10 protein-coding genes are annotated in these 12167 nt (G+C 69.9%); 1 reads left to right on the top strand and 9 read right to left on the bottom strand.

All coding sequences use genetic code 11. The features are described from left to right. Positions 1-41: 41 nt before the first annotated feature. The 7 genes from galK to CHAN_RS05790 all read right to left on the bottom strand — a co-directional run bounded on the left by galK (position 42) and on the right by CHAN_RS05790 (position 9599). Complete coding sequence (galK, locus tag CHAN_RS13735) at positions 42-2402, bottom strand: galactokinase (RefSeq protein ID WP_435384056.1); 2361 nt, start codon at positions 2400-2402, stop codon at positions 42-44. Between the two features lie 36 nt (positions 2403-2438). Next, positions 2439-2753: an LPXTG cell wall anchor domain-containing protein gene (locus CHAN_RS05815; protein ID WP_290292785.1), complete on the bottom strand. Its 315-nt coding sequence runs from the start codon at positions 2751-2753 to the stop codon at positions 2439-2441. 11 nt (positions 2754-2764) lie between these two features. Then, positions 2765-4426, bottom strand: a complete 1662-nt coding sequence (locus CHAN_RS05810) for a sodium:solute symporter family protein (RefSeq protein WP_048739272.1) — start codon at positions 4424-4426, stop codon at positions 2765-2767. A 60-nt stretch (positions 4427-4486) separates the two neighbouring features. Beyond that, on the bottom strand, positions 4487-5485 hold the full coding sequence (locus CHAN_RS05805) for an aldose 1-epimerase family protein (RefSeq protein WP_290292779.1): 999 nt from the start codon (positions 5483-5485) through the stop codon (positions 4487-4489). 249 nt (positions 5486-5734) lie between these two features. Beyond that, complete coding sequence (locus CHAN_RS05800) at positions 5735-8002, bottom strand: polyribonucleotide nucleotidyltransferase (protein WP_048739276.1); 2268 nt, start codon at positions 8000-8002, stop codon at positions 5735-5737. 183 nt (positions 8003-8185) lie between these two features. Continuing rightward, positions 8186-8455, bottom strand: a complete 270-nt coding sequence (gene rpsO, locus CHAN_RS05795) for a 30S ribosomal protein S15 (protein WP_048739278.1) — start codon at positions 8453-8455, stop codon at positions 8186-8188. A gap of 163 nt (positions 8456-8618) precedes the next feature. After that, positions 8619-9599, bottom strand: coding sequence for a bifunctional riboflavin kinase/FAD synthetase (locus CHAN_RS05790; protein ID WP_290292772.1), 981 nt, complete (start codon positions 9597-9599; stop codon positions 8619-8621). A 51-nt stretch (positions 9600-9650) separates the two neighbouring features. On the opposite strand from CHAN_RS05790, the gene truB reads away from it, so the two are divergent. After that, entirely contained in the window at positions 9651-10571 is a 921-nt protein-coding gene (gene truB / locus CHAN_RS05785) for a tRNA pseudouridine(55) synthase TruB (RefSeq protein WP_290292769.1), read from the top strand. Between the two features lie 17 nt (positions 10572-10588). On the opposite strand, the gene CHAN_RS05780 is transcribed toward truB, so the two are convergent. Both CHAN_RS05780 and CHAN_RS05775 read right to left on the bottom strand, forming a co-directional pair. Continuing rightward, positions 10589-11239, bottom strand: a complete 651-nt coding sequence (locus CHAN_RS05780; protein WP_153251400.1) for a 4'-phosphopantetheinyl transferase family protein — start codon at positions 11237-11239, stop codon at positions 10589-10591. Beyond that, positions 11236-12051, bottom strand: coding sequence for a metallophosphoesterase family protein (locus tag CHAN_RS05775; RefSeq protein WP_048739282.1), 816 nt, complete (start codon positions 12049-12051; stop codon positions 11236-11238). Before CHAN_RS05775 ends, CHAN_RS05780 begins: the two co-directional genes overlap by 4 nt. Positions 12052-12167 lie beyond the last annotated feature (116 nt).

Below are 12167 nucleotides of genomic sequence, written 5' to 3'. Positions count from 1 at the left end.
CACGCGCCTTTCGCCGCGCCGCCGCTCATCAGATCATGCGGTCACGAGACCTTTTCCGCACCGTCGGACGGCACCGCGACGAGGAACTCCGGCGGCCGGAACCCGGCCTCCGCATACGCGCCGGCGATGGCGTCGGCCACCGCCCGCACGTGGCCCTCCCCGACCAGCGCGATGGCGCTGCCGCCGAATCCGCCGCCGGTCATCCGCGCGCCCACGGCCCCGTTGGCCATGGCGGTGTCCACCGCCAGATCCAGTTCGGGGCACGTGACCTCGTAGTCGTCGCGCAGCGACGCGTGGCTGGCGCACATCGATTCGCCGAAGGCGGCCATGTCGCCGGCCTTCAGCTGCTCGATCGCGTTCGCCGTGCGGTCGATCTCGGACACGACGTGGCGCACGCGCTTGACGACGACGTTGCGCCATTCTTCGGCGTCCGCGCCATTCGGGACGTTCGCCGAGGCCCACTCGGCCGCGGCGGCGGTGGCGTCGTCGACCTCGCGCAGGGAGCCCACGCCGAGCCCCTCGGTAACGGCGTCGATGACGCCGCGGCGGGAGGCGTACTGCCCGTCGGCGAGGGTGTGCGGGGCCTTGGTGTCGATGACCAGGATGGCCAGCCCATGCGACGGCAGGTCGCACGGCACCTGCACCGCGGAATCGTCGGCGTAGTCGATGGCCAGGGCATTGCCCTCCTGCCCGAACAGCGAGATCCGCTGGTCGAGGCCGCCTGTCGACGCGCCGACGACGTCGTTTTCCGCGCTGATGCACGCGGCGACGAGGCCGGACCGCACGTCGGTGCCCTTGTCGTCGGCGGGACCGCCGACGGGGCCGACGGTGAGCTCGTATGCGGCCAGCGCCGCCGAGCACTCCAGCGCGGCCGAGCTGGAGAGGCCACCGCCGATCGGGACGTCCGAGGTCACGGCGACGTCGAAGCCGCCGAGGTCCTCCGGCAGCAGACCTGCCCGCTGCTGCGCCCAGATGGAGCCGACCACGTAGCCGGTCCAGTTCTTCGGTTTGCCGGGGCCGACCTCGTCGACGCCGATTTCCGCGATCTGCGGGTCATCCCCGCCCATCGAGGACACGAGGCGGTACTTCCCGTCCTCGCGGGGCGACACCGCGACCCAGGTGCGCTGCGACAGCGCGAAGGGCAGGCAGATGCCGCCGGCGTAGTCGACGTGCTCGCCGATGAGGTTCACGCGGCCGGGGGCCGCCCACACTCCCGCGGGCTCGGTGCCGAAGGCCCTGCGGAACAGATCGGCCGCATCGGCGGCGCCCGCGGCGTCGTCGCGCGTCGGCGACCACTTCGCGCCGCCGATCTCGCGGAACCGGTCGGCGATGCGCTCCGGCGTCGTGTCCGAGATCCACGCGCCCTGGCCCGACTCCGAGCCGGCCAGGAACTTCATGCGGCCCGGCGAGCGCATCATCGAGTACAGCTGCAGATGCAGGCGGCCGTGCTCGCGGTCCTCCCCCACCGGCGCCTGGTTCCACGACGCGATGTACGGGGTGCGCTCGACGCCCTCGAAGAACCGGTCCATGCGGCCCAGCAGATCGAGGTACATGCGGGTCAGCTCGTCCTTCTCCTCATCGGTCAGCGCCGCGAAGTCCGGCACGTCGCGATTGGCCATGAGCATGACCTCCACCGGCCACTTCGCCGCCGCCGGGACGAAGGCGGTGAAATGCTCGCCCTCCGCCACGATCCGGCGGCCCGAACGCTTCTCGGCGGACAGGACGTCGTCGAAAAGCGAACGCCCCGTGTCCGCCAGGTGCTTCCTGCTCTGCTCCGCGATCGCCGCCGCCCGCGCCGGCAGGTACGGGTACGAGTAGATCTGGCCGTGCGGGTGCTGCAGCGTGACGCCGATCTCCTTGCCGCGGTTCTCGAACGGGAACACCAGGCGCACGCCGTCGATCTCCGACAGCTCGCGCGTGCGGTGCGCCCACGCCTCCACCACCGTGCGGGCGCGGTGGTACGGCAGATCGCGGAAGGACGCGGACACGTCCGGGGTGAAGCAGACGACCTCGCACCGGGCCAGCGCCGGGCGGCGCGGGAACAGGCCCTCGCCGTCGACCTCCGCCGCGAAATCCTCCGGGACGTCCATGTGCATGGACAGCGACGGGAACCGGTTCTCGAAGACCACGACGTCGTAGTCGTCGGCGGGGATCTCCGTCGGCAGCTCGCCCGGCTTCGTCGGCGCGAGCGGATTCTCGTTCGCCGGCGGCATGAAGGTGCGGTTCATGCGGTGCGCGGCGTAGACGTTCCATTCCCCGGTGAGGGGATCGCGGCGCAGCTCGGACTCCGTCACCGCCTCCGGCAGCTGACGGTCGTCGACGGTCTTGCGGGTGGCGCGGCCCTCGACGTATTCGGGGGAATCGTCGAAGTAGATGAGCTCGCGGCCGTCGGCCAGGGTCATCCGCGTGGTGGAGAAGGGATGGGCGGCCATGGCGGGCTACGCCTCCTTCACGGCATCGGGGTGATGCGGGTTGTGGTGCGGCAGGTCATCCGCCGGCTCGGGGTCGACCGGGACGATGATCGGGCGGACCTTCGCCCAGATCAGGAACACCGCCGCCGCCAGCACCAGGGCCAACCCGGCCCAGGTGTTGTAGGCGGACTCCTTGGGCAGGCCCGTGTCGGGGTTCATGCCCGGATCGAGGAGGAACGCCGAGATGAGCAGGACGATGCCGTACAGGCCCAGCAGCGCGCCGATGATGTTCCGGACGTCGAAGGCGCCTGCGGCCTTCTTCTTGGGGGTTGCGTTGGTCATGTCAGTCACTCCTAGGCGAACACGATGTTGAGAACGATGACCATGGCCATGCACAGGATGCCCAGGGGCACGGTGCGCTGGTACCACGGCAGCGTGGCTTCGTTGGCGTCGGTGAGGGTCTCCTTCGGCGTCACGGACTTGACGAAGCCGACGAGCTCGCGGTCGGGCTTCGGCTTGGTCACCATGGAGACGACGATGGAGAACACGATGTCCACCACGAAGGCGATGGACGCGGCGACGAACGCGGTGCCCTGGCCCGGGAGGTTGAACACGGCGGCCTCGGCGCCCGAGAAGGTGGAGATGGACCAGTAGGCGATGGCGGACAGCGTGCCCAGGACCAGGCCCACCCAACCGGCGGTCGGGGTCATGCGCTTCCAGAACATGCCGAGGATGAAGGTGGCGAACAGCGGGGCGTTGAAGAAGCCGAACAGCGTCTGGAGGTAGTCCATGACGTTGCCGAAGTTGTTCGCGATCAGGGCGGTGAACACGGCGATGACGGCGGCGGCGACGGTCGCCCAGCGGCCGAACCGCAGGTAGAAGTCGTCGTCCTTGTCCTTGATGATGTACGCCTGGCAGATGTCGTAGCTGATGACCGTGTTGAACGCCGAGATGTTGGCGGCCATGCCGGCCATGAAGGCGGCGAGCAGGCCGGCGATGGCGACGCCGAGCAGGCCGTTGGGCAGCAGGTCGCGCATCAGGTACAGGATCGCGTCGTTGGGCTCGGCGGTCTTGTTCATGATCGGCGTGACGGTCGCGGCGGCGATCATGCCGGGCACGACGACGATGAAGGGCACGAACATCTTCGGGAACGCGCCGATGATCGGCGTCTTGCGGGCCGCGGACAGCGAGTCGGCGGCCATGGAGCGCTGGACCTCGACGAAGTTGGTGGTCCAGTAGCCGAAGGACAGCACGAAGCCGAGGCCGAAGGTCAGGCCGATGACCGACACGACCGGGTTGTCGAAGCCGGAGATATCGGTGCCGGGCCAGGTGTGGAAGTGCGACTCGGCGGCGATGGAGGCCTTCAGGCCGCTCCAGCCGCCGACGTTGTGCAAGCCGATCAGGGTCAGCGGCAGCAGGGCCGCGATGATGACGAAGAACTGCAGCACCTCGTTGTAGATGGCCGCGGACAGGCCGCCCAGGGTGATGTAGGACAGCACGATGAGGGCGGCGACCACGAGGGTCACCCACAGCGGCCAGCCGAGCAGCGAGTTGACGACCTTGGCCAGCAGCAGCAGGTTGATGCCGGCGATGAGCAGCTGGGCGACGGCGAAGGAGATCGCGTTGACCAGGTGCGCGCCGGGGCCGAAGCGCCGCAGCATGAACTCCGGCACGGAGCGGACCTTCGAGCCGTAGTAGAAGGGCATCATCACGATGCCGAGGAAGACCATGGCGGGGATCGCGCCGATCCAGAAGTAGTGCATGGTCTGGAAGCCGTACTGCACGCCGTTGGCGGACATGCCGACGATTTCGACGGCGCCGAGGTTGGCGGAGATGAACGCCAGACCCGTCACCCACGCCGGCAGCGAGCGGCCGGAGAGGAAGAAGTCGATGGAGGAGGACACCTTGGACCGTGCGGCCCAGCCGATGCCCAGAACGAATGCGAAGTAGAGGGCGACGAGCGAGTAATCAACCCAGCTCGCGTCCAGCCGGAGTGCGGCCTCAGCCTGAATCACGGCATTCTCCTGGTTCTTTGGTGATCGTGTGGATGGTGGAAAGTTCTCGGGGCCGTTGCTTTACGACGACGGCCCGCCCGTCGAGCGGATGCCCAGGGACAATTCGACCCGGTCCCCCGCGCCGATCCGGATGAGATCGCGGCCGGACCTCAGGGCGTCGGGCGGGCAGGTCATGGGTTCGACCGCCAACGCCCTGCCGACGCGGGGGAATCCCTCGCGGCGGGCGGGGTCGGCGGTGAAGATCTGGAACCACCCGAACGCGTCGTCGGCCCACATTTCGACGCCCTCGCCGTCGGGGCCCACGAGGCGGGCCCGCGCGGGTGGCGCGGCGGAGGCGTCCGCGTCGGCGGCGTCGTCACGCGAGGGCGACGCGAAGCAGTGGTCGAGCCACAGGCCCGAGGTCAGGACCCCGTCGGCGAGGCCCGGGACCACGGCGTCCGCGGGGACGTCCGGGCCGGCGGGCAGGTTGCGCACGGGTTCCAGCGGGAGGTTGCGGTCGACGTCGACGGACAGGACGCAATCGGCCAGGTCGGCGCCCGCGGCGCTGAGGTACGGGTGAAACCCGAACCCGAACGGGCACGCGGAGGCGCCCAGGTTCTCGCCGGTCACGTCGGCACGCAGCCCGGCGTCGGCGTCGACGCTCCAGCGCACCGTGAAGCGCATCGGCCAATTCCAGCCCGGCTGCGGCCCCGGCTCGATGGACAGGGTGACGTGGTCCTCCCCCGCCTCGACGAAGTCCCAGGCGCAGTTGGCCACGAAACCGTGGATCGCGTTGGAGCGGCCCGGCTCGGTGATCTGCATCCGGTGGACGACGCCGTCGTGGATGAAGACCCCGTCCGCGACTCGGTTGGGCCACGGCGCCAGCAGCGTGGCGGCGCTCAGCGGCGGGAACTCGCCGCGCGGGTAATCGACCAGCAGCGGGCGGCCGGCGTACTCGAGGGAACGGGGTCCGCCGCCGAACGCGGAGATGTCGGCGCGATAATCACCCGCCGAGATCTCGATGAACGGATGCTCGTGGCGGGGGCGCTCCGGCGCTTCTCCCACTCCGGTCGTGTCCATTGTGACGCTCCTGACGCGAAAGCTTCGGGTGTGATCCCTTTGACATGAAGCATAGCACCGGATTGTCACAACTGGTCATATCCAGTCTGTCGTTTCGGCCACACGGGGGAACAATTTCGCCTTGCGCACAGTTTACGCCCGTCCCACCGCATCCGGCCAGGTCACCGCAACGAAAAAGGGGCCCCGCATCGCGCGTCACGCGATGCGGGGCCCCATGACCGGTCATGGCCGGTCAGGACGCCGGTCCGGTCACTCCTGAACCGGGACGAGGGAAATCTTGCCGCGGTTGTCGATGTCCGCGATCTCGACCTGCAGCTTGTCGCCGACGTTGACCACGTCCTCGACCTTCTCGATGCGCTTGCCGTCGCCGAGCTTCGAGATGTGCACCAGACCATCGCGGCCCGGCACGAGGGAGACGAACGCGCCGAAGGCGGTGGTCTTCACCACGGTGCCCAGGTAGCGCTCGCCGACCTTCGGCAGCTGCGGGTTGGCGATGGCGTTGATCTTCTCGATCGCCGCGTCCGCCGACTCGCCGGAGGTGGCGGACACGAAGATCGTGCCGTCGTCCTCGATGGAGATGTTCGCGCCGGTCTCCTCGGTGATGCCGTTGATGATCTTGCCCTTGGGGCCGATGACCTCGCCGATCTTCGACTGCGGCACGGAGATCGTGGTGATCTTCGGGGCGAACGGGCTCATCTCGTCCGGCTCGTCGATGGCCTCGGCCATGACCTCCAGGATGGTCAGGCGCGCGTCGCGGGCCTGCTCCAGCGCGTCGGCCAGCACCTTCGACGGGATGCCGTCGAGCTTGGTGTCCAACTGCAGCGCGGTGATGAACTCGGAGGTGCCGGCGACCTTGAAGTCCATGTCGCCGAAGGCGTCCTCGGCTCCGAGGATGTCGGTCAGGGCGACGTAGCGGGTGTCGCCGTCGACCTCGCCGGACACCAGGCCCATGGCGATGCCCGCCACCGGGGCGCGCAGCGGCACGCCGGCGTTGTACAGCGACAGGGTCGAGGCGCAGACGGAGCCCATCGACGTCGAGCCGTTGGAGCCGAGGGCCTCGGAGACCTGGCGGATGGTGTACGGGAACTTCTCGCGCGACGGCAGCACCGGCACGATGGCGCGCTCGGCGAGCGCGCCGTGGCCGATCTCGCGGCGCTTCGGCGAACCGACGCGGCCGGTCTCGCCGGTGGAGTACGGCGGGAAGTTGTAGTGGTGGAAGTAGCGCTTGGAGTCCACCGGGCCCAGGGAGTCGATCTGCTGCTCCATCTTGAGCATGTCCAGGGTGGTGACGCCCAGGATCTGCGTCTCGCCGCGCTCGAACAGCGCGGAGCCGTGGGCGCGCGGGATCAGCTCGATCTCGACGCCCAGGTCGCGGATCGCGTCGGTGGCGCGGCCGTCGATGCGGAAGCCGTCGGTGAGGATCATGTCGCGCACGATCGACTTCATCAGGCCGTTGTACGCGGCGGCGATCTCCTTGCCGCGCTCCGGGAACTGCGGCTCGAGGGTCTCGATGACCTCGTCCATGAAGGCGTTGGTGGCGTCGTCGCGGTCCTGTTTCGACGGGGTCTTCAGCAGCTCCGGCAGCTTCTTCGCGGCCTCGGACTCGACGGCGGCGTAGACGTCGTCGTTGTAGGCCGGGAACAGCGGGAACTCGCGCACGTCCTGGGCGGCCTCGCCGGCCAGGGACTGCTGCGCGCGGCACAGTTCGGCGATGAACGGCTTGGCGGCCTCCAGGCCCTGCGCGACGACGGACTCCGTCGGCGCCGGACGGCCCTGGGCGACCAGGTCGGCGACGTGCTCGGTGGCGCCGGCCTCGACCATCATGATGGCCACGTTGTCGGCGGCGGCCTTGGCCTTGCGGGACTTGCCGCGGCCCTTGGCGGCGTTGTCGTCGGCCAGGCGGCCGGCGACGACGATCTCGAACAGCGCCTGCTCGTGCTGGTCGACGGTCGGGAACGCGATCCACTGGCCCTTCGGGTGGGCGTCGTCGGCGACCAGCGCCATGCGCACCGCACCGACGGGGCCGGAAACCGGCAGGCCGGAAAGCTGGGTGGCGGCGGAGGCGGCGTTGATGGCCACCACGTCGTACATGTCCTTCGGATCGAGGGACATGACGGTGATGATGATCTGGACCTCGTTGCGCAGGCCCTTGACGAAGGTCGGGCGCAGCGGGCGGTCGATCAGGCGGCAGGCCAGGATGGCGTCCTGGCCCGGGCGGCCCTCGCGGCGGAAGAACGAGCCGGGGATGCGGCCCGCGGCGTACATGCGCTCCTCGACGTCCACCGTCAGCGGGAAGAAGTCGAAGCCCTCGCGGGGGTTGTTGGACGCGCACGTCGTCGCGAGCATCATCGTCTCGTCGTCGAGGTACGCGGTGACGGCACCGTCGGCCTGGCGGGCCAGCTGGCCGGTTTCGAATCGGATTTCGCGGGTGCCGAAGTCACCGTTGTCGATGACAGCGACGGCCTCCACGATGTCGTCGTAGCCGTTGTCGTCGTAGTCGTACTGGGTATCGGTCATGCGGGGAAAAACCACGTCTTTCGTTTGGCGTGCCCCCAGGGCGATCGTCGGTGCCGCCCTATTCGTTTCGTCTCGGGGCATCGCGGAGACTCTACCACGGTAAACGCGAGAAAGCCCGCCGCAACCAGGGTGATCCTGGTCGCGGCGGGCTTTTCGGGGCCGCCGGCGGGGCGGCCGAAGCTCTTAGCGGCGGAGGCCGAGACGCTCGATGAGGTTGCGGTAGCGCTGGACGTCGTTGTCGGCCAGGTACTTCAGCAGGCCCTTGCGACGGCCGACGAGCAGCAGCAGGCCGCGGCGCGAGTGGTGGTCGTGCTTGTGGTGCTTCAGGTGCTCGGTGAGCTGGCGGATGCGGGTGGTCAGCAGCGCGACCTGGGCCTCCGGCGAACCGGTGTCGGTCTCGTGCAGGCCGAACTCCTTGAGGACCTCGGCCTTCTCCTGGGTCGAAAGCGCCATGGGGCGTCTCCTTCGTCTCGTTGGTTGTTTCAGTCCACTGGCGGCCCCGGTGCGACCGGCGGCACGGCGACTGTTCGTGGACCACAGTCACGGCCAACGGGCGAGAGTACCAGCGGCGGGCGCCGGAACCTAATCGCGCCCCGCCCGCGCCCCTCCCCTCGCCCTACCGTTCCCCGAGGATCTCCCGCGTTTCCGCGACGTCGAGGTTCATGCGCTCGATCAGCGGCTCGATGCCGTCGAAGCGCTCCATGCCGCGGATGCGGCCGACGAAGTCGATGGACCCGGTGAGCCCGTACAGGTCGGCGGAGCGGTCGAGGATGAACGCCTCGACGGTGCGGGCGGTGTCTCCGAAGGTGACGTTCGTGCCCACGGACACCGCGGCCGGGTAGGCGCGGCCCAGCTCGACGTCGCCGTCGGGGTCGACCGCACGGCGCTCGGGCCCCTCGGTGGCGGTGAACCACGCGGCGTACACGCCGTCGGCGGGCACGGCGAGGCCGGGGGCGACGTCGATGTTGGCGGTCGGGAAACCCAGCTGCGCGCCGCCGCGGCCCTGCCCGTGGATGACCTCGCCGGTCACGCGGTGCGGGCGGCCCAGACAAGCGGCGGCCGCGGCGACGTCGCCGTCGGCCAGGTGGCCGCGCACGCGGGTGGAGGACACGCGGTCGCCGCCGTCGGACAGCAGCTCGACGATCTCGACGTCCATGCCGTGTTCCGCGGCCTGCGCGGGCAGGGTCCGCGTGTTGCCGGCGGCCTTGTGCCCGTAGGTGAAGTTCTCGCCGACCAGCACCGCCTTCGCGTGCAGGGTGCCGGCGAGGATGTCGCCGACGAAGTCCTCGGGCGCGGTGGCGGCGAGCTCGCGGTCGAAGCACAGCACGAGCATCGCGTCGACGCCGATTTCCTCGGCCAGTTCCGCGCGCCGCGGCCACGTGGCCAGGGTCGCCGGGGCCTTGTCGGGGGCGAAGACGGCGATGGGGTGCGGGTCGAAGGTCACCAGCACCGCGGGCACGCCCAGTTCGCGGGCCCGCTCCACCGCGCGGCCGATGAGCCGGCGGTGGCCGAGATGGATGCCGTCGAAGACGCCGACGGTCGCGACGGTGTCGCCGAGATCGGCGGGTACCTGTTCAATCCCGTGCCATATGTCCACGCGCCAACCCTACGACACCGCCCCGCGCCCGCGCCGAATAGGATGCCCCACATGAGCGCATCTGCGGATACGGCCGACCCCCTGGCGGATTCGGGGCTCGTCGTGGTGGACAAGCCCGCCGGAATGACCAGCCACGACGTCGTCGGCAAGCTCCGGCGCATTTTCGGGACCCGCCGCGTGGGGCATTCCGGGACGCTGGACCCGATGGCCACCGGCGTGCTGGTGCTGGGGGTCAACCGGGGCACGCGCTTCCTGCCGCACGTGCACGCCGACGCGAAGTCCTACGACGCGACCATCCGCCTGGGCGCGTCGACCGTCACCGACGACGCCGAGGGCGAGGTGCTGGAGTCGGCGCCGCCGGAGCGGATCGCGGCGGTGACCGACGAGCGGATCATGGCCGGCGTCGCGGAGCTGACCGGCGACATCATGCAGCGCCCCGCGTCGGTGTCGGCGGTGAGGATCGACGGCGTCCGCGCCCACGAGCGCATGCGCCGCGGAGAGGACGTCGTGCTCCCCGAGCGCCCCGTCACGGTCTCGCTTTTCGACGTCCACGCGATCCGTCGTCACGCGCGGTACATCGACGTCGACGTGAGCGTGGATTGCTCGGCCGGGACGTTCATCCGGTCCCTGGCGCGGGATCTGGGGGCCGGCCTGGGCGTGGGCGGCCACGTCACCGCGCTGCGCCGCACCGCGGCCGGGCCGTTCCGCATCGGGGCGGCGAAGACCCTGGAGGAATTGGCGGCCGATCCCGTGCCGACCATGACCCTCGACGAGGCGTGCCTGGCGTGCTTCCCCGTGCGCGACGTCACCGCCGAGGAGGGCCTGGCGCTGTCGCAGGGCAAGTGGCTCGAGCCGATCGGGATGGGCGGCGTGGCGGCCGCGCGGACGCCGGACGGGCGCGTGGTCGCGCTGATCACCGAATCCGGCAAGCGCGCGAAGACGGTGTTCGTCGCCCGGCCGTCGACGATGTAGGGCGCGCGCCGGGGTTCCTACCGCACGATCGCCGTGGCGATGACGTAGCCGTTCTCCACGGTCCAGTGCCCCTCGATGAAGTGCACCGGGGTCGGGCGCACCAGGATGTAGGACACGAACGTGCCGTCGGCGCGCAGGTCGATGTCGGCGTCCTCGAAACCGAGCCACCGTCCGGTCAGCGGGTACCACGCCTTGTACGTGGCCTCCTTCGCGCAGAACAGCAGCCGGTCGGCGCAGTCCAGTCCTGCGGACCCGATGGTGGCCAGTTCGCGGGCGCTGGCGATCGAACCCAGCACCCCCTCCGGCAGCGGTTCGGCGACCTCGGCGTCGACGCCGATGGACCGGACCAGCAGGCGCGGGGCGACGACCGCCGCGCGGAAACCGCGGGTGTGCGTCATGGAACCCGTGATCTGGTTCGGCCAGATGGGCATGCCGCGCTCGCCGCGCAGGATCGGCCGCGCCGACGGGCGGCCGGTGAGCTCCTCGATCGCGCGGTGGGCGCACCACCGGGCGTCGCCGAACTCCGCCTTGCGCGCATCGACCGCGCCGGCGACGAGATTGCGTTCCGCCGGGTCGAGCGAATGGTAGTGCTCCAGGCTGTCGCCGTTGGTCCACATCTGGTGGAACGAGGCATGGGCCGGGAGCATGGCCTTGGTGAGCACCGTCATCGAACCTCCATGACAGGATAGGGCCACGTCCGGTCGCCCTCCCGCGGCTGCCATTCCCGGGGATAGCCCAGGGAGACCTCCGTGTGCGGCACGCCGTCGACGACGGTGGTGCCGGGGATGTGCAGATGCCCGTAGATGACGTGGCGGGCCTGGTACCGCGTGCCCCAGTCCTGCGTGTGCCGGGTGCCGGCCCACATGGACAGCTCCGGGTAGTACACCGCCGAGAGCGGTTCCCGGGCCAGCGGCCAGTGGTTGATCAGGATCGTCGGCCCGTCGACGCGGGCGAGCCTGCGCACGGTGTACGCCAGGCGGCGCCGGCACCACAGCACCGGGTCGACGAAGGGGCGGATGGCGAACTCGTCGGTCATGATGACCTGGCTTTGGTTCGCGATTTCGAGCGCCTCGGAAATGGTCGTGCCCGCGGGGCGCCAGGAGTAGTCGTACAGCGTGAACAGCGGGCAGATGGTGACGCCGCCGAACTCGGGGTAGGGATCCTCGGGCGTGAGCACGCCGAGGCGGCGGCAACCGTCGACGAGCTGGTCGTAGCGGGCCTCGCCGACGTGTGCGTCGGCGCCGCGGCAGAACAGTTCGTGGTTGCCGGGGACCCAGATCACCTGCGCCCAGCGGCGGGCGAGCTCGCCGAGCGTCTTCAGCACCAGTTCGGGCCGCTCGGCGACGTCGCCGGCGACGATGAGCCAGTCCGCGGGGTTGCGCGGCCGGAGGGTTTCCACGACGGCCTTGTTCGCCTTGACCGCGACGTGGAGGTCGGAAATCGCCCACAGGGTGGTCGACGGGTGTTCGTCGTCCGCCATGGGCGCCTCCTGGGTGTGACTGTGATCCATCGGTCGGGTCTGGCCGGTATATCGCGCCGGATCACGGAATTGTAACGGATTGCCGGCGATTCGCGGTAGCGATCCGCGAAAACCAG

The sequence above is a fragment of the Corynebacterium hansenii genome (genome assembly GCF_030408795.1).
Taxonomy (GTDB): Bacteria; Actinomycetota; Actinomycetes; order Mycobacteriales; family Mycobacteriaceae; genus Corynebacterium; species Corynebacterium hansenii.
Note: the sequence above shows the minus strand (reverse complement) of the source record. Positions and strands in the feature narration are given on the sequence as shown.